This window comes from Pseudomonas sp. WP18 (assembly GCF_036689585.1).
Lineage (GTDB): Bacteria > Pseudomonadota > Gammaproteobacteria > Pseudomonadales > Pseudomonadaceae > Aquipseudomonas > Aquipseudomonas chlororaphis_E.
Window position 1 is genome coordinate 6,282,228 of the sequence record NZ_CP144758.1, and the last position, 18,729, is coordinate 6,300,956.

General features: G+C 63.8%; 15 protein-coding genes. 8 read left to right on the forward strand and 7 right to left on the reverse strand.

Annotated features, from left to right (window positions below):
- Positions 1 to 93 precede the first annotated feature (93 nt).
- From V5F23_RS28100 to V5F23_RS28130, 7 genes are all read right to left on the reverse strand, one after another.
- Complete coding sequence (locus V5F23_RS28100) at positions 94 to 2,238, reverse strand: hypothetical protein (protein ID WP_338497146.1); 2,145 nt, start codon at positions 2,236 to 2,238, stop codon at positions 94 to 96.
- On the reverse strand, positions 2,225 to 3,418 hold the full coding sequence (locus tag V5F23_RS28105; protein WP_338497148.1) for a DUF3142 domain-containing protein: 1,194 nt from the start codon (positions 3,416 to 3,418) through the stop codon (positions 2,225 to 2,227). The genes V5F23_RS28100 and V5F23_RS28105 overlap by 14 nt, the downstream gene beginning before the upstream one ends.
- A 75-nt stretch (positions 3,419 to 3,493) precedes the next feature.
- Entirely contained in the window at positions 3,494 to 4,327 is an 834-nt protein-coding gene (locus tag V5F23_RS28110) for a class I SAM-dependent methyltransferase (protein WP_042729911.1), read from the reverse strand.
- A complete protein-coding gene (locus V5F23_RS28115) occupies positions 4,321 to 5,475 on the reverse strand; it encodes an acyltransferase (RefSeq protein ID WP_338497149.1) in 1,155 nt (384 codons plus the stop codon). The genes V5F23_RS28110 and V5F23_RS28115 overlap by 7 nt, the downstream gene beginning before the upstream one ends.
- Complete coding sequence (locus V5F23_RS28120; protein WP_338497152.1) at positions 5,472 to 6,344, reverse strand: class I SAM-dependent methyltransferase; 873 nt, start codon at positions 6,342 to 6,344, stop codon at positions 5,472 to 5,474. Before V5F23_RS28120 ends, V5F23_RS28115 begins: the two co-directional genes overlap by 4 nt.
- Entirely contained in the window at positions 6,341 to 7,633 is a 1,293-nt protein-coding gene (locus V5F23_RS28125; RefSeq protein ID WP_042732885.1) for a glycosyltransferase, read from the reverse strand. Before V5F23_RS28125 ends, V5F23_RS28120 begins: the two co-directional genes overlap by 4 nt.
- A complete protein-coding gene (locus V5F23_RS28130; RefSeq protein ID WP_338497155.1) occupies positions 7,627 to 9,252 on the reverse strand; it encodes a glycosyltransferase in 1,626 nt (541 codons plus the stop codon). Before V5F23_RS28130 ends, V5F23_RS28125 begins: the two co-directional genes overlap by 7 nt.
- Before the next feature lie 422 nt (positions 9,253 to 9,674).
- Here V5F23_RS28130 and V5F23_RS28135 point away from each other — a divergent pair, with 422 nt between their 5' ends.
- From V5F23_RS28135 to V5F23_RS28170, 8 genes are read left to right on the forward strand one after another with little or no spacing between them, the layout of a single operon-like run.
- The gene (locus V5F23_RS28135; RefSeq protein ID WP_042731395.1) at positions 9,675 to 10,589 is read left to right on the forward strand and encodes a GDP-mannose 4,6-dehydratase; all 915 of its coding nucleotides are present in this window, start codon (positions 9,675 to 9,677) and stop codon (positions 10,587 to 10,589) included.
- The gene (gene gmd, locus V5F23_RS28140; protein ID WP_042731396.1) at positions 10,586 to 11,554 is read left to right on the forward strand and encodes a GDP-mannose 4,6-dehydratase; all 969 of its coding nucleotides are present in this window, start codon (positions 10,586 to 10,588) and stop codon (positions 11,552 to 11,554) included. Before V5F23_RS28135 ends, gmd begins: the two co-directional genes overlap by 4 nt.
- A gap of 3 nt (positions 11,555 to 11,557) precedes the next feature.
- Positions 11,558 to 13,000 (forward strand): mannose-1-phosphate guanylyltransferase/mannose-6-phosphate isomerase, encoded by a 1,443-nt coding sequence (locus tag V5F23_RS28145; protein ID WP_042731397.1) that lies wholly within the window; start codon positions 11,558 to 11,560, stop codon positions 12,998 to 13,000.
- Entirely contained in the window at positions 13,000 to 13,797 is a 798-nt protein-coding gene (locus V5F23_RS28150; RefSeq protein WP_042731398.1) for an ABC transporter permease, read from the forward strand. The genes V5F23_RS28145 and V5F23_RS28150 overlap by 1 nt, the downstream gene beginning before the upstream one ends.
- On the forward strand, positions 13,797 to 15,062 hold the full coding sequence (locus V5F23_RS28155; protein WP_042731399.1) for an ABC transporter ATP-binding protein: 1,266 nt from the start codon (positions 13,797 to 13,799) through the stop codon (positions 15,060 to 15,062). Before V5F23_RS28150 ends, V5F23_RS28155 begins: the two co-directional genes overlap by 1 nt.
- Positions 15,059 to 16,426, forward strand: coding sequence for a glycosyltransferase family 1 protein (locus V5F23_RS28160; protein ID WP_042731400.1), 1,368 nt, complete (start codon positions 15,059 to 15,061; stop codon positions 16,424 to 16,426). Before V5F23_RS28155 ends, V5F23_RS28160 begins: the two co-directional genes overlap by 4 nt.
- Positions 16,417 to 17,547, forward strand: coding sequence for a glycosyltransferase family 1 protein (locus V5F23_RS28165; RefSeq protein ID WP_042731401.1), 1,131 nt, complete (start codon positions 16,417 to 16,419; stop codon positions 17,545 to 17,547). Before V5F23_RS28160 ends, V5F23_RS28165 begins: the two co-directional genes overlap by 10 nt.
- Complete coding sequence (locus tag V5F23_RS28170; RefSeq protein WP_042731402.1) at positions 17,548 to 18,678, forward strand: glycosyltransferase family 4 protein; 1,131 nt, start codon at positions 17,548 to 17,550, stop codon at positions 18,676 to 18,678.
- Positions 18,679 to 18,729 lie beyond the last annotated feature (51 nt).

An 18,729-nucleotide genomic window follows, 5' to 3' on the forward strand; every position in this document is an offset into this window, starting at 1 on the left:
AGCTAGCTTGCCCGCGAAGAACGATAACGCGACCTGTCCATAGCCGCGATGTCCGCTTCGCGAGCAAGCTCGCTCCCACAAGGGAGTGGTGACTCAGGCTGGCCGGGCTTTGCGCCGACGCCGGTTGACCAGCCCCAGCACCGCTGCCGCCACCAGCACCAGACCGCCCACCAGCAGCCAATGTTTATACGGTCGCAGTGCCGAGCGGATCGGGTCCAGCGCCTGGGTAACATAGCGCTTGTTGGCGTTGTGGAATTCCGGCTCCGGGCATTGGTAGCCGAAATTTGCGGCCCACTCCACGTACGGTCCTTCCTTCACGTACCGCTGGTACAACGCGCTCTGCTCTTCGAGGCTCGAGTTGTAGCCGACCGCCTTGCACAACACGGCCGCAAACGCCTGGCTGGTATGGGGCAGGTGATCCGCCGCCTGGCTCGCCAACGCCGTGGCGACAAAACGATAGTGGTAACGCACGTCTGGTTGCGCGGCGCTGGCCTGCTGGCGTTGCACCTCACCCTCGGCCACCAGGGGCCCGACTTTCAACTCCACCGGCTCCAGGGCATAGCTGCCGCCGAGGCTGGCGTAGTCCGGCGCCATCTCATACCCCAGCAGTTCCATGCCCCATTGGCGCGCGATCCGGGACGCACGGTAGTACGCCTCGGCCTGCCGGGTGGGCCACCATTTGGACTCCGCGTCCTGGCGCGCCTGCCCGTAGGCCCGTGCCTTGTCCTGCAGATCGGCATTGTCGAAATAGGCCGGGGCTTCGTCGTAACGCCCTTCGCGCAACAAACGTCGTCCCAGCAGGTTGCGCAGGCTCGCGGCGACGGGCAAGGGCACGTAGTTGTCGCGATCCTGTTGGCTCAACGCCGGCGGCGCCGGCACTTGCGTATCGACGTACTGCTTGAGTTCCTCCACCGTCAGTACCCGCTCGGCGACTGCGGCGGCGTCGTACCAGTAATTGCTCTGGCCCCGGTAGAGCTGATCGAAAGCTTGCAGGTAATCCCCGCGCTGCAAGGCGAGGATCGCGCTTTCACCGTCGACCCGGCACTTGGGCTGCACCGTTTCGTAGTCCCAATCCGGCGTACGCCGGTTGCCCCACGACTCGTCTTTCGGGAAGGCCTGGGCCGCTTTGGCATAGGCCGCCGCCGCGGCGACTTTATCGCCATCGCGCAACGCCAGCTTAGCCCGCACCCACCAGGCCAATCCGGTGTCGGCGGCTTTATCTACAAAGGCCTTGGCACCGGCGTAATCGCCGTGCTGGTAACTCACTGCCGCCAAGCGATCGGCATCCTCCAGGTTGTCCCGGGCGTTGGCTTGCAACAGTTTGACCAGCCGTTTCTCGCCCGAGGGCTCCTCGCCGTCCCACCAACCGATGCGGCTGAGCAGGTAAGCAGCCGCCAGGCGCTGCACCGAACGGCTCTTGAGCAAAGCCGCCAATGGCTCATCCGGCTGCACGTAGAGATCGCCGGCCAACTGCAACAAGGAGCTGTAGCCGACCGGCGATCCTTGCGCGGACTGGCTCGCATACAGCCCGATGGCACTGTCCCAGTCGCTCGCGGTGTAGGCCACCCTGGCCTCTTCGCCCAGGCTGGCGATGCCCAATTCCAACGGGTCGCTGAAGCCGGCCACGCTCATCTCCCGGACCTGGCGGAACGCCGCGCGGGCCTGGTCCTGCAACGCCGCCGGCTCGCCACTGCCCGCCTCGGTGCTCATGGCGAACAAGGCGCGCCCCAGGGAATACGCCGCCCAGGTGCTGCGCAACGGGCGCTGGTCAGCTGGCAACGCCAGTAACTGCTGGAAGGCTTCGGCAGCGCGCTGATGTTCGCCAGCGCTGAAGGCCGCCGCGCCAATAGCGTACAACCGCAACTCGGGCGGCAGGTTCGCGGCCTCGGTGGCAATCTGCTCGACATCGTTGAGAGCACGCAGACGCTCGACCACCGCTTGTTGCGGGGGCGTCAGGCCAATCCGTTCGGCCTGATTGCGCTGTTCAACGTAGGACGACACGTCGTCGTAGCTGTAATCGGGGTTGCGGGTCGCCTCGGTGGCCGGCTTGAGCCCGGCAATCGCCTGGCCGAGACGACTGACCTCGAAGCGAAAGCTGCCTTCAGGCAATTCAGCCAGTGACTGGGCGCGGTTATCCAGCAGGCGCATCGGGAACTCCGGCCCGCAAGCCAGCGCTTGACCCAGCGGCAGGCTGAGGCTCAGGCACAGCAGGCGACGGGGCCACTTACGGGTCAACATTGAAGCCTCCTTGATCAATTTTCGTACAGCGCGCCCAGCCGATCGCGCGCTGGGCACCGGCGGCCAAGCGGCCTTCCCGAATGCGGGTGAAGGTAAGCAGTCCGGGAGTTTGTTGCAACGTGTAACCGGCCAAGGCATCGACGCCGTCACACCCGCCCACCGCCAACGTCAGGCGCTGGGGCCAGGGGCTGTCGAGATTGCCCTGGTTGACCAGCGCGATATCGTACAAGCCGTCCCGCTCCGCCAACTGCACGACCAGTCGACGGGTCAGGGCATCGCCCCGGGCGACGGCCGCGAGCGTGGTCAAGCTCCAGGCCCGGCGATCGCCGGCCAGTGGCAGGCGGAACCAGATCAACCCGGCCAGGTGTTTCGGTGGGTCGGTGCGCAGGCTCGCCGCCAGCCCGGCCACTTGTTGTGGATCAGCCAGCAGCTCGCGCCGCTCGCCGCCCAGATCGATCGGCACCTCGCTTTCCACCACGGGCGCACCGCTTTCCTGGGTCAGCAACGCCACACCGTAGGCCGGCAGGGCCAGGTAGAACGGGCGTGTGGTGACCGCGCTCCAGCGTTCAGCCCAACGCCGGGCCTGGTCCGGGTCGAACAACCCTAGTCGCGGATCGCTCACCGCATGAACCTGCAGCACGCTGCTCTGCACCGTCGCTAATACCTCCGGCAACGCGGGGCTGTCGAGCCAGGCCGGCAGCGCGGTGATGCTCAGCCGCAGGCTGGCCGGCAAACGCTGCCGCAACTGGCGAAGGAATTGCCCGTAGGCCGGCAAGCGCGCATTGCCGGCGTCGTGGTCGATCTCCACCCCCACGGGCGCCAGCCCTTGAACTTGCCAGTCGTTGAGCACCTGCTGGATCTGCGCGATCACCTCGTCCTGGTCCAGGGATTTGAGCTGCCCGTCCAGGCGAATCACCGCGATCAGCGGACGCCCGTCCGCCTTGAGCAAGAGCGGATCGATCCGCGCCCGGCTCCAGCCGGCCCCAGGAAATGCTTGCAGCGCCAGCACCCGCAGGCTGGAGAAATCGGCATGGCTTTGCCGCAGCGCCGGCGCGTGGGCCGGGGTCCATTGGCGTTGCCAGATATAGAGTTGTTGGTCGAGGGGCGGGGCTGGCGGTCGTTCACAGCCGCCCATGAGCAGCGTGGCGAAGGCCAGCGACAGCCGGAAAAGAACACCCATGGAACCTCACCACCCCAGCAAAAGGTCGGCAGATTAACGCCACCCGGACCCGCGGCAAACCGGTTTCGCCAAGGCCTATGGCAGCACGCCAGGCTTGCGCGCAATGATCACCTGACTCTTGGCCACTACCGCATCCAGTGCTTGCTTGATCTGCGCGCCCCGAGGGGAATTGAGCACAGCCTGCCAGGTGTCGGCCCAGTGGTTGAGCAAGGGGTGGTCGGCGTTGCTGAAGTCGACCTTGGCCTCCCAGAACAACAGCATCCACAAAGACCAATAGAAACCGTACTGGCTGTGGCTCAACACCTCCAGCCCGGCCTCGCTGACCATCGCCTTGAACTGCTCTTCGCTGATGATGCGAATGTGGTTGGGCTTCTGGAAGTACTCCGGCGCGGCGATGTCTTTCTGCAACTCTTCGGAGCTGGGGTGCGGCACGCTCAGCAGGTACAGCGCGCCGGGCTGGCCGACCCGCACCAGTTCGGCGAGAAACTGCGCCGGGTCGTCGACATGCTCGATGACCTCGGTGGAAACCACCCGGGTGGCCGTGGCGTCGGCGATGGGCAAGGGGTTGCAGTCGGTCACGTGGCACTCGATACCGCGCGCGGGGGTGTCGCTCAGGCGCTGGCGGGTAGCCTCGACCTTGGCGGCATCGATGTCAGCGATGATGATCTTCGCCCCACGCATCGCGCAGAAATGCACGTTGCCGCCATCGCCACAGCCGACATCCAGCAATGTGTCTTGTGCGGTCACCGGGAAGCCGCTGAACAACTCCCCCGTCTGCTGGTTGAACCAGCCACTGAGCATCGCATCGTGCAGCCCGAGCATGTACGGGTCGACCTTGTCGGCCTTGGCGGCCACGGGCGCTGCGGGCGCAGGGGTGCCCGTGGTGAGTTTCTTCAAAAGGCTCAGCATGACGGGGCTCCAGGAACAGGAAGGACGGTTCGGGCGGTGGACAGGCGTTCAACCAGGCGGACACCGCGCTTGCGCATCGGCATTTCCACCAGTCGGTAGTTGAGTTCGCTCAGCAGTCCGATCAGCAGCAAGGCGCACGCCAGGGCCAGCCACGGATGGCTGGCCGGGTCCGGCGAGCCCAACGGGGCCAAGCGAAACCACAGCTCGCGCAGCAGGAAGAACACCGGGATATGGATCAGGTAGATCCCATAGGAGCGGCTGCCCACCCAAGTCAGCGCGGTTTTCAGCCGGCTGCGCGGTAGCAGGTAATCCCGGTCGTAGGAGGCCACCCAGACCAGCACCGCACTGCACAGCGCAATGACCCCCAGCCGGTAGAACGACAAATTGAAGTGTTCGGTCGCGACCCAGGCCATCACGCCGCCCAGGCCCACGATCAGCAACACACCCAGCCCGGGCCAGCGCAACCCTTTAGGCTCCAAGCGCCAATAGCTCGGTTGCAGGCTCCAGATCGACAACAGCACGCCAAGGGCCAGGGCATCGGTACGGATCACCGACAGCCACAGCGCACGCCAGGTGAAGAACTGCACCACCACCACCGCCAGCAACACCCAGACCAGGTAACGGCGCGAGACGAACACCAGCAGCGGCAGGACCAGATAGAACTGCTCTTCCAGCGAGAGGGTCCAGTACACGAAACTCGCCCCGTATTCGTAACGCATGAACGCGTCGGCGAAGCGCAGGTTGGCAAACTGCAGAAAGCCGGCCAGGGTCGCTTGCAGGTTGGCTTGCACGCTGCCGAAGGCACCGGAACGGTTCAGGAAAAACGTCGCGAAGAGAATCAGCAGCAGCCAGAGCCAGGCTGACGGCAACAGGCGAAAGGCCCGGCGAAGCCAGAAGTCGCGGGTGGTGGGCCAGAATTGCCGGGGCCCGTCGCAGCGGCGCAATTGGGGGATCAGGCTACGCCCGATGACAAATCCCGATATCGCAAAGAACAGGTCCACCCCCCACCACAGCTGGAAACTGTCGGCCAGGGCTGCCAGGCGTGGCCAGCCGCCGGGGAATGGCATGCCTTGCAGGTGATGGAACAGCACGCCCATCACCGCGACGGCGCGCAGCAACTCGATGTCCATGATTCGCTTGCTGCTCATGTGGCACTCCCGGGCAAAAGATCAGGCTTGCGGGCGATGATGACCTGGCTCTTGGGCATGAAGCGGTCCAGCACCTGCTTGATCGCCAGGCCATCGGGTTGCGTCAGCAAGTCTTGCCAGACGCCCGCCCAACGCTCCATCAGCGGCGGGTACGGGGCCTGGATTCGGTCGCGCACGGCCCCCTCGAGGTGACGACCGGCCGCCTGTTCGCTGGCCCAGAAGAAAATCATGCCCATGACCCAGAAAAAACCGCTGGCCTGGCGGTGCTCAATCACCAGGCCAGCGTCTTCCACCAAGGCGGCAAAACGCTCGGCAGTGAACACCTGGACATGGTTGGGCGCCTGGAAATAGCTTGCCGGCGCGATACCTCGCTGCAAATGCTCGCCCACCGGCGCCGGTACGCTGAGCAGGTACTGCGCACCCGGCCGGCCCATGCGCACCAACTCCGCCATGAACGGCTCAGGCTGGTCGATGTGTTCGAGCACTTCCATGCAGACGACCTTGTTCGCACACCCGTCGGCCAGGGGCAACGGCAAGCTGTTGCTGACCAGCCCCAGGAAGGGCGCAGTCGCTTGTGCTTCGACCTGCCGCGCCAACTCACGCACCTTGTCCTGCTCGCTGTCGGTGAAGATCACCGACGCGCCCTGGCGCATCGCGAACAGCGTTGCCACGCCTTCGCCGCAGCCCACATCCAGCAAGGTGTCGCCCGCCCCAATCGCGAAACCCTTGAGCAATTCGCCGGTTTCAGGGCGAAACCAGCCATCGAGCATCGCGTCATAGAGGCCGACATCACGGGGCGAAACGGCGGCAGCGGGTGGCGGCGCAGGTTCGACCGGCGGCCTGAGCCAGGCAAGCAGGCGCTGGATCATGGCTGCGGCGCGCTCCGACGACGCTGCCCGACCTGCTGGAAGAAAGCCGCCAGGCGCTGTTCGGCGTTGGCCTGGCTGCAGAACGTCTCCAGGCTGCGCACGGCGTGGGCCGACATCCGGCGATAGCGCTCGGGGTCATTGCGAGCCACGTCATAGCTGGCGCGAAAGGCCGAGCACAACGAGTCCCAATCGGTGACATAGCGCAGGGTCCGATAGGCCGCACGTGGATCGTGGGGCCAGGCGGTGAGTTCTTCGGTCGACTTCACCACGAAGGCATTGTCGTGATCGATGTAATCGGCCATCGCCGTGTTCAGCGGCGCGATCGCAGGACGACCGCAAGACATGAACTCCATCAAGGGCAAGCATTGCCCTTCCCCGTAGGAACTGTTGACCACATACCGGGTGGCTTCCACCAGCCGCTCGTAGTCCGCGTCCGCCAGGTAGCCGTGAATCAGCACGATGCGGCAGCGGTAGGACTGGTTCTTGTAGACGTGGTGCAGCATGTCGACAAGTGCCGCGGTGACATCGTGGTGGGTCAGTTTGAGCACCAGGGTCGCGTCGGGCACCTCGCGGAACGTGGTGCAGAACGCGCTGATCATGTCCTTCCAGTTCTTGCGCCCGTCGTAGGGATTGAACACCGAGGTGTAGATCACCCCGTCCAGCAACAACTCGCAGTCCTGGGGCGGGCCGTCCAGCACCAACGGGGTACCGGCCTGGTGGGCCGGCGGGCCATAGGGGCGCAGGTCGGTGGTCCGGCTGTCGATCAGCAAGCCCCGCAGTTGCAGGCGCATGTGCTCGACCGTCGGTCGCTGGGCCAGCAGCGCACCGCGCGCGGCGAAGCGGTCCCATACCGGCGCCGCGATAGCGACGATCGGGTAATCGGCCCCCATCACCTCGCGCACCGCGTTGACGGTGAAACTGGAATGGGTGATCGCCATGCCGGTCGCCCCTAGCACCACGCGCCAATCGTGCCGTGGCTCACCCTGCCAGCTCTCGGTGGGGATGGTGCTGAATTCCCAGGCAAACACCGGCACCGTCGGGCAGGCATAATGGGCCGCGGTGCGGTGGGGCGGTGAAAACGACAGGAACACGCAGTCTTCGCCGCGCGCCAGGCAATCGGCATACAGCGAGTCGACTTCCTCGTCCGGGCGGGTCACCTCGATCACCCGCCCCAGCCGCTCCAGCACCGGGCGGAACTCCTTGAGCACGAAGTAATAGCTGTACTCGGGCTTGCCGAGGTTCTCCAGGATGTTGCTCTGGTTGGTTTCCGAATAAATGATGATCAGCATGACGCACTCCCCGCCTGCACCGCGAGCGGCAGGCTGGCGTCGTCATCGACCACCAGGAAATCCGCCAGGCGTTGTCGCACCGGGGCGAAGCCGCAATAGCGGCGCATCCGTTCGTTGGCGGCAGCGGCCATGGCCTGATAGGCCTGCGGCTGACTCCGCGCCATGGCATGGCTCTGCTGGTAGGCAAGTTTCAACGAGCCCCAGTCGGGCCGATGGCGCAAGGTGCGATACAAGATGCGCGAATCTTCCGGCCAGATGGTGGGTTCGCGGCTGGACTCGACCACAAAGGCCACCTCGGTGTCGATGTAGTCGCGCATCGCCGTGTGGTCCGGCGCAATGGCCGGACGCCCACAGGACATGAACTCCATCAGCGGCAGGCACAAGCCTTCGCAGCGCGACGCATTGACGTAGAAGCTGGCCGCGCCATACAGGCGGGCGAACTGCTCGTCTTCCAGGTAACCGTGCATCACGACCACCCGACACTTGAACGGCGACAACTGGGACAGCAACGTCAGCAACTCGACGTAGTAGGTCGACAGGTCGTTCTGGGTCATCTTCAGCACCAGCGTGGCGTCCTCGGCGTCACGCAGGGCCCAGCAGAAGGCGGTGATCAGGTGGTGCCAGTTCTTGCGCCCGTCATCAGGGTTGAACACGCTGACATACACCACGCCGCTGACGTGGGTCTCCACGGTCTGGCGGGTGTCCGGCAGCAGGGCCTGGGGGTGTACCGGTTCCGGTGGCGACGGCTCAGGCACTGGCTCGATGACCACAGGCGCAGATGGCCCCCTGAGAATCCGGCTGGCCGACATGCGGACCGGCACCGGCACAAGGTCACGGGCCGCTTCGCGATACCAGCAAAGCAGGTTGTGCTTGAGCCGCCACACCGGCCCTTGTTCGGACTTCGTGGTGAAGACACGGAACACTTCGCGCAGGTAATGGCGGGAGATGAACGCGCGGCGGCGCCACGTCAGGGGCGGTGACTCAATCGCAGGTTCCACCACCGGCGCCTCCACGGGCGGCTCGGGCAGCGGCGCTTGGCCTTCGTTGATCGGCGCGATCAAGCCATCGGCCGACAGCCCGAGGACCTGGCTGTCGATGATGCAGCCCTTGATCTGCAAGGTGGCGCCCGGGTTCACTGGCGTACTCGGGTACCGCTCGCGCACCGCCGCGAAACGCTCCCACAGCGGCGTCGGCAGGACCAGCACCGGAAAGTCCTCGCCCAAGGTCCGGCGAATCGCCGCGGCCGTGTGGCTGGACAGGGTGATCACCCGACCATGGCGCGCCAGCGTGCGGCTCCAGTCATGCCGAGGGTCGTCATCCCAGTGCTCGGCCGGGATCGAATCGAACTCCCAGGCGACGACACAGACCATCGGGCACAGCAGGTCGACCGGGGCCTTGTGGGGCGGTGAAAACGAAAGGAACAGGCAATCCTGCCCGGCTTCCTGCAATGCCAGGTAGAGCGGATCGACCTCGGCGACCGATGCCACCACGTGCACCGTACCCAGGCTTTCAAGCACGGGACGATAGGCCTTGAGCACGAAGTAGTAACTGTACTCGGGGCGGCCCAGGCTCTGGCTGATGGAGTGGTCGTTTACGTCCGAGTAAAGAATGAAGTTCATGGCACCCCAAAGGGAGGTCGCCTTCCTGGCCACCTCTTTTCATGACGGTCGAGCCAAAGAGCGAAGCGGTGCATGCCGCATTCGTCGTGACCCTCGCTACCCGTCTCGTTCTTGTTTTTAGTGATCCTCGCCCTGCCGTTCGATCTGCGAATCAGCACCGAAGAGGGTGTCGAGGGGCATTCTAAACACATCCGCCAAGGGTTCGTGAACCGCCCGGCGCGAATAAACCCGCTATAAATATGAGAACTGACCGGTCACGGTTTGCGTTATTGAAATTGCCGCGAAATTGGCACAGATTGGCAACCAAACAACTACAACAAACGCTTCTCTTGGCCGATTGTTGAGGGATATTTCCCCGATCTTACGGAGATTTCCTACTCGACTCAGCCAGGCACGAGGCATTCTTCAAAGGGGGTTGGTGCTTGAAAAAACGTCTGTTCGTCACGGGCCTCAGTGGTTTCGTAGGACGTCATATCAAATCACGTCTGGATGCTCCCGATTCGGCCTGGCACGTCATGCCCGCCGCCGCCCGCTACGACCTGACCGACAGCAAGACCCTGGAAGCCCTCTGGCCCGAAATACCCGACGCGGTGATCCACCTGGCGGGGCAGACATTCGTCCCCGAAGCCTTCCGTGACCCGGCACGTACCCTGCAGATCAACCTGCTGGGCACGTTGAATCTTCTCCAGGCGCTCAAGGCCCGGGGGTTCAGCGGAACGTTCCTGTACGTCAGCTCCGGTGACGTCTATGGCCAGGTCAGCGAGAGCCAGTTGCCCATCACCGAGTCGCAACCCGCCGCCCCGCGCAACCCTTATGCCGTGAGCAAACTGTCAGCCGAGCTGTTGAGCCTGCAATGGGGCATGAGCGAGGGCTGGCCGGTGCTGGTGGCCCGCCCGTTCAACCACATTGGAACCGGCCAGAAGGACAGCTTCGTCATTGCCAGCGCCGCCCGCCAGATCAGCCGGATCAAGCAGGGCCTGCAACCGGCCCGGTTGCAAGTGGGCGACATCGACGTGACCCGCGACTTCCTCGACGTCGGCGACGTGATCTCGGCCTACCTGGCCTTGCTCGACAGCGGCGTGCCGGGGCAGGTCTACAACATCTGCTCGGGGCGCGAGCAGAGCATTCGCAGCCTCATCGAGCAATTGGCCGACATCGCCCAGGTCGATGTGCAACTGATCCAGGACCCTGCGCGCCTGCGCCGTGCAGAGCAACGTCGCGTCTGTGGCAGCCCCGCCAAGCTGCAGCAGGCCACGGGATGGATACCTGAAACAACAACACAACAATCCTTGCGGGCGATCCTGTCCGACTGGGAGATACGGGTACGAGAAGAATGAAAAGTGCATTGATCACAGGGATCACCGGCCAGGATGGCGCGTATCTGGCCAAGCTGCTGCTCGACAAGGGTTACCGGGTCCATGGCCTGGTGGCGCGGCGAAGCAGCGATTCACGCTGGCGACTGCGCGAGACCGGTATCGAACAGGACATCGTCTACCTGGACGGCGACATGGCCGATGCCTGCTCGGTACAGCGGGCCGTGATCAAGTCAGCGCCGGACGAAGTCTACAATCTCGCCGCGCAAAGCTTCGTCGCCGCCTCCTGGGACCAGCCGGTGACCACCGGGATCGTCGACGGGCTGGGGGTGACCCACCTGCTCGAAGCCATTCGCCAATTCAGCCCCCATACCCGTTTCTACCAGGCGTCCACCAGTGAAATGTTCGGCCTGATCCAGGCCGAACAACAGGACGAACACACGCCGTTCTACCCGCGCAGCCCCTATGGCGTGGCGAAGCTGTACGGCCACTGGATCACCGTCAACTACCGTGAAAGCTTCGGCCTGCACGCCAGCAGCGGCATCCTCTTCAACCATGAATCACCCTTGCGCGGTATCGAATTCGTGACCCGCAAGGTCACCGATGCCGCGGCTCGCATCAAGCAGGGCAAGCAGCAGGAGTTGCGCCTGGGCAATATCGACGCCAAGCGTGACTGGGGTTTCGCCGGCGATTACGTCGAGGCCATGTGGCTGATGCTGCAACAGGACAAGCCCGACGATTACGTGGTGGCCACCGGCGTGACCACCACCGTGCGGGAAATGTGCAGGATCGCCTTCGAACACGTCGACCTGGACTACCGGGACTTCGTGAAGATCGACCCGGCGTTTTTCCGCCCGGCCGAGGTCGAGGTGTTGCTCGGCAACCCGGCCAAGGCCCAGAGAGTGCTGGGCTGGAAGCCCAGGACCGACCTCGACACCCTGATCCGCATGATGATGGATGCGGACATGAAACGCGTCGCCAAGGAGTAGGCCATGCTCATTCCCGTGATTCTCTCCGGCGGTGCCGGGACGAGATTGTGGCCGGTGTCCCGCGAGGGCCATCCGAAACCCTTCATGGTCTTGCCCGACGGCCAGTCGTTGCTGGGCAAGACCTACCGACGCGCCGCAGGGTTGTTCGACGGCCGGGGCGATATCGTCACCGTCACCAATCGCGAGTATTACTTCCAGAGCCGCGACCATTATCAGAACGCCCACCTGGAGCGCCATCGCGGGCACTTCGTCCTGGAACCGACGGGTCGCAACACCGCACCCGCGATTGCCGCCGCCACCCTCGCCGTGCAGGCCCTGCACGGCGACGATACGATCCTGGTGGTGATGCCCGCCGACCACCTGATCCAGGATGAAGCCGCCTTCAAGGCATCCGTGGACCACGCCGTAGAGCTGGCCAAGCGCGGCCACCTGGTGACCTTCGGCGTATTGCCGACGACACCGGAAACCGGCTTCGGCTACATCGAACGAGGCAAGCCGCTGGACACTCGGGGCGCGGCCAAAGTCGTGCGCTTCGTCGAGAAGCCCGACTTGCAGACCGCCACCCACTACCTGGAGAGCGGCCGCTTCCTGTGGAACTCGGGCATGTTCTGCTTTTCAGCCAAGACCCTGCTGGCGGAGTTGCACACCCACGCCCCCGAACTGCTGGAGAAGGCCCGCGCCTGCATCGCCGCGAGCACGGCCGTGGAGACGGCAGGTTGCGTGCAGCAGGAGTTGTCCGCCGAACATTTCGCCGACATGCCGGACATCTCCATCGACTACGCCCTCATGGAACGCTCGGCCAACGTGGTGGTGATCCCGGCGGCCTTCGACTGGAGCGATATCGGCTCCTGGACCGCCGTCGCCGGCCTGGTGCCGGCCGATGCGCAAGGCAACCGCACCACGGGCGAGGCCTTGTTCATGGACAGCCAGCGCAACTTCGTCCAGAGCGATGGGCGCCTGGTGGCGGCCCTGGGCGTGGAAGACCTGATCATCATCGACACCGCCGACGCCGTGCTGGTGGCCCATGCCGACCGCGCCCAGGAGGTTCGTCGCGTGGCCCGGCAGCTCAAGGACAAGGCGCACGAAGCCTATCGCCTGCACCGTACGGTCAGCCGCCCCTGGGGCAGCTACACCGTGCTCGAAGAGGGCCCGCGCTTCAAGATCAAGCGCATCGTGGTCAAGCCGGGCGCCTCGCTCTCGCTGCAGATGCACCACCATCGCAACGAACACTGGGTGGTGGTCGAAGGCATGGCCAAGGTCACCAACAACGGCTCGGGTTCGCACCTGGTGGCCAAGAACGAGTCGACCTTCATCCCCGCCGGCCACAAGCATCGCCTGGAAAACCCCGGCGTCATCGACCTGGTCATCATCGAAGTGCAGAGCGGCGAATACCTGGGGGAGGACGACATCGTTCGCTTCGAGGATCACTACGGCAGGGCCGGCTGATGTTATTGACCCTGCAACGCACCCTGTGGAGCTATCGCGGCTTCGTCCTGGGCAGCGTCAAGCGCGAGTTCCAGGCGCGCTATCGCAACTCGTTGTTCGGCGCGCTGTGGACGGTGCTCAATCCGCTGTCGATGATCCTGGTGTACACGGTGATTTTTTCCCACATCATGCGGGCTCGCCTGCCGGGTGTGGAAGATGGCATGGCCTACAGCGTCTACCTTTGCGCCGGGTTGCTGACTTGGGGTTTTTTCGCCGAGATCACCACCCGCAGCCAGGGCATGTTCCTGGAAAACGCCAACCTGCTGAAAAAAATCAGCTTCCCCAGGATCTGCCTGCCGGTGATCGTGCTGCTCAACGCCGGGATCAACTTCGCGATCATCCTCGGGCTGTTCCTCGGCTTCCTGCTGATCACCGGGCGCTGGCCAGGCCTGAGCTTGCTGGCGCTGGTCCCGCTGCTGGCCCTGCAAATCATGTTCGCCGCGGGGCTGGGCATGCTTCTGGGGATTCTCAACGTGTTTTTCCGTGATGTCGGCCAGTTGTTCGGTATCTGCCTGCAATTCTGGTTCTGGCTCACGCCGATCGTTTACCCGATCACGATCCTCCCCCCTTCGGTCCAGCCATGGCTGGCCCTCAACCCCATGACCGCCCTGATGCAGAGCTACCAGAACCTGTTCCTCTACAACCAGTGGCCGGACTGGGGCTCGCTGTTGCCGTTGCTGGTCGTGGGCCTGCTGCTGTGCATCACCGGCCTACGCCTGTTTCGCACGCGCAGCGGTGAAATGGTGGACGAACTCTGATGGGACATCTACGTGTCAGTGGCCTGGGCAAGGCCTACAAGCAGTACCCGAATCGCTGGAGCCGGCTGTTCGAATGGTTGATCCCCTTTTCCCGCCAGCGCCATCAGTTGCACTGGATCCTGCAAGGGGTGGATTTCGAGATCCAGCCCGGTGAAGCCGTCGGTATCGTCGGGGTCAACGGGGCCGGTAAAAGCACGTTGCTGAAGATGATCACCGGCACCACCCAGCCCACCTGCGGCCAGATCCAATTGCGAGGCCGCGTCGCCGCGTTGCTGGAACTGGGCATGGGTTTCCACCCGGATTTCACCGGCCGCCAGAACGCATTCATGGCCGGCCAGTTGCTGGGCATGCAGGTCGAGGAGATCCAGGCACTGATGCCCGAGATCGAAGGGTTCGCCGAAATCGGCGAGGCCATCGACCAACCGGTACGTACCTATTCCAGCGGCATGCAGATGCGCCTGGCCTTCAGCGTCGCGACAGCCCGGCGCCCGGACATCCTGATCGTCGACGAGGCGCTGTCGGTGGGCGATGCCTACTTCCAGCACAAAAGCTTCGAGCGCATCCGCAACTTCCGCAAGGCCGGCACCACGCTGCTGATCGTGTCCCATGACCGTTCGGCGATCCAGTCGATCTGCGACACCGCCATCCTGCTCGAACACGGGCGCATGGCCATGCACGGCAAGCCCGAAGAAGTGATGGACTACTACAACGCCATGCTGGCCCAGCGCGAAGGCCAGGTGGTGCGCCAGGAAATGCTCGCCAACGGCCAGGTGCGGACCATTTCCGGCACCGGCGAGGCAGGCATCCTCGATGTGCAACTGCTCAACAGCCAGGGCCAGTCGGTGGAAGTGGCCGAGATCGGCCAGCCGATGGTGCTGCAGGTCCGGGTCGAGATCCGCCAGGACATCGAGCGCCTGGTGCTGGGTTTCCTGATCAAGGACCGCCTTGGCCAACCCATGTACGGCATCAACACCCACCGCCAGGACAAGGCGGTGACCGACCTCAAGGCCGGTGAACAGATCACCTTCCGCTTCAGTTTCGACATGCGCCTGGGCAAGGGCAACTACTCCGTTGCCCTGAGCCTGTCGCGGCTGGATTCGCACCTGGACCGCAATTTCGAATGGCGCGACTACGGCTTGGTGTTCCACGTGATCAATAACCGCCAGGAAGACTTCGTCGGCTGTTCCTGGCTCCAGGCCCGGACCAGCATCCAGCGTTCGAGCCAGACGGCCGTCGAAGCACTGGCGCAAAAGGAGTTGCCATGACCCGCCTGCTGGTCGATTGCACCTACGTATACGACCACCCGAATGACAACTCGGGCATCCAGCGAGTGGTGCGCAACGTTATTCGCCAATTGCCGGCCAAGGACCGGGAACGCGAATGCATTCCGGTAGTGATGCTGCAGGGCAAGCTGTACGAAGTGAAAAGCCTGGCGCCCTTGCCCACAAGTGGGCTGGACCTGGCCAGGCTGCGCGTACGGCTGCTGCAGTTCGCCAATCTGTTCTGGGTCAGGCACAGGTCTCTGGAACAGCAGCGGCCTTTCAGCCAGTCGATCTGGGCGCGCCGCTTTCTGTACATTGCCTGCCGACTGTTTGCCCTGGGCTGCCTGAGCATCCCCATTCGAATCCTCGATCGCCTGCTCAAGCGCAAGCCAGGCCCGGAACGCAGCGTACCGCTGGCACATAGGGCCGGCGATCAACTGGTGTTGCTCGATTCTTCCTGGCACTCGGGCTTCTTTCCCCTGGCCGAACAACTCAAGCGTGACGGCGTCGGAATCATCTCGGTGATCTACGACCTGATTCCCCTGACCCATCCGCAATTCTGCGACGCCGGGCTGGTCAAGGTGTTCAACCACTGGTTCGACTGGATTGCCCGTACCGCCGACGGCTACATCGCCATTTCGCTCACCATCCGTGACCAGCTTCGCCAGGAAATGGTCCGACGCCTCGGCGAGCAACAGGTGCGCGAACGCTGGTTCGACTATTTCCATCTGGGCAGCGAACTGGACTTGGCCGACACCTCGCAAACCGTTGACCCAAACCTGTCGCGTCTGTTCCAGCAGCCCGAGCCGGTGTTCCTGATGGTCAGCACCATCGAACCGCGCAAAAACCATGCGTATCTGCTCGATGCCTTCGAGCGGGCCTGGGCTGCCGGTTCACGGGCAAGGTTATGCATCGTCGGGAAGGTCGGCTGGAAATGCGAAGCCCTGATCGAACGTATCAAGCGTCATCCACAACTCGACAGCCGCCTGTTCATGTTCAACAACCTGGCGGATCGAAGCCTGGAGCACGCCTATCAACACTCCACCGCCCTGGTATTCCCATCCTACGTGGAAGGCTTCGGCCTGCCGTTGGTGGAGGCCATGCAACGCGGCTTGCCGGCAATGGGCAGCGATATCGAAGTGTTCCGGGAAATCGGCGGTGATTTCATGACCTACTTCGACCTCGACGACCCCCAGAGCCTGGCGAACCTGGTTCTCGACATGGAACACACCGGGGTATTCCCGGCCAAGCGCAACCTGGATCAATGGCAATGGCTGAATTGGCGCCAGGCCAGTGCACAACTGGTGGAGCGGATCGAACACCATGTGGGGCAAAGGGTCGTCGACCGGGAAACAGCATGCGGATAGCCCTCAACGCCCGGATTCTCCAGGCGCCGCGCACCGGCATCGGCCAATACGTGGCAGAGCTGGCCACCGCCCTGGCCCGGGAACCGGACGTGCAACTGTCGCTGTTCCACGGCTGGGGCTGGAGCCGGCAGTTGCCGCAAGCAGCCAAGCCTGGTTATTCAAAGCTGAGCCCATTGCTGCGACGGGTTCCGGGCGCCTATCAGGCGCGGCGCTGGCTGGAACAGAAACGCTTCGATCAAGGCCGTTCCAAGGCTATCGACCTGTACCACGAACCCAGCCTCTGGCCGCTGGCCTTCGAAGGGCCGACGATGATCACCCTTCATGACCTCACGCACCTGCGCTACCCCGAGACGCAACCGGCGGCCCGCTTGAAGGAAATCGAGCGACGGCTCAGCAGGGCGGTGGAGCAGGCGCAACTGATCATGACCGACTCGCAGTTCATCGCCGATGAGGCCCAGCAGCATTTCGGCCTGCCAGCCGAGCGCCTGAGGGTTGCGCCGCTGGGGGTGGCGGCCCGTTTCCACCCGCGCGAACCGGAAGCGATCGACGCGGTGCTCAAGGCCCATGGCGTGGAGGCGGGGCGTTATTTCCTGTGTGTCGGCACCCTGGAGCCACGCAAGAATCTGTCATTGGCCCTTCGCGCCCATGCCGGGCTGCCCGAGTCCATCCGTCAGGCCTTTCCTTTACTCATTGTAGGAATGGGCGGATGGCAACAAGGGCAGTTCAATGAAGAGTTGCGAAAAGCCCTGGCTGACGGGCATGTTTGTCTGACCGGGTACCTGCCGGACGAGCAGGTCGCCCAACTCTTGGCCGGCGCACGCGCACTGATCTTCCCTTCGCTCTACGAGGGCTTTGGCTTGCCGGTGCTCGAAGCGATGGCCAGTGGAACACCGGTGATTACCACCCGCTGCTCGGCGATGCCCGAGGTGGCCGGGCCGGCCGGCAGCTACTGCGAGCCGCACGACCACCAGGGCCTGCGCGAAGCCATGCTACGGTTAATGGAAGATCGGCTGCACTGGCAGGCCTGTCGGGAAGCGGGATTGCAACAAGCGGCGCTGTTTTCCTGGGAGCGCTGCGCCAAGGTGACCGCGGGCGCGTATCGCCAGGTCTTGGGAGGTTGAATGCGAGTCCTGCACTTTTACAAAACCTATCTGCCCGACTCCATGGGCGGCATCGAACAGGTCATTTTCCAACTGTGCGACAGCACCGACCGGCTGGGCGTCAATAACACCGTACTGTCGCTGAGCAGGGAGCCCGCTGCCGACCCTATCCGGATCCGACAACATGATGTTCATCAAGCCAGGATGGATTTCCAACTGGCTTCCACCGGTTTTTCCTACAGTGTCTTCAAGAAGTTTCGCGAGCTCGCCGCCGAAGCGGACGTGATCAACTACCACTTCCCCTGGCCGTTCATGGACTTGGTGCATTTTTTCAGCGCCGTGAAAAAGCCCTATGTGGTCACCTATCACTCCGACATCGTTCGCCAGCGCAACCTGCTCAAGCTCTACAAACCGTTGATGCGACGCTTTTTGGACGGCGCCGATCGCATCGTCGCCGCATCGCCCAATTACGTGCACACCAGCGATGTGCTCAAGGACTACCCAGACAAAACCCGGCTCATCACCTACGGCCTGAACAAGAGCAGTTATCCACAGCCTGACGCCGAGCGCATGGCGGGCTGGAAGGCCAGGCTGGGCGAGCGCTTCTTTCTGTTCGTTGGGGTGATGCGCTACTACAAGGGCCTGCACATCCTGCTCGACGCCCTCAAGGGCGCGGATTATCCCGTGGTCATCATGGGCGCGGGCCCGCTGGAAAAAGCGCTGCACGCCCAAGCCGCGGCATTGGGCTTGCGCAACCTGCACTTTCTCGGGCGCCTGGGGGATGAAGATAAAGTCGCGCTGCTGGAACTGAGCTACGCCATCGTGTTTCCCTCGCACCTGCGCTCCGAAGCCTTCGGTATCTCCCTGCTCGAAGGCGCGATGTTCGGCAAGCCGATGATCTCCAGCGAAATCGGCACCGGCACCAGCTACATCAACATCCACAACGAAACCGGCCTGGTGGTGCCCCCGAGCGATCCCGACGCGTTCCGCGAAGCGATGCGCACCCTCTGGGATAACCCGGCGCAGGCGCACGCGATGGGCGCCAAGGCCGAAGCCCGCTACCGACTGCTGTTCACCGCCGAAGAGATGGGCCGCAAGTGGGTGGAGCTGTATGAAGAGTTGCTGGAGGAAAAGGCGCTTTCGTACGCATGACGACCATGGCCAGGGAGCCGGCTCCCTGGCCGCAAGGTCGTGGTCGATGGC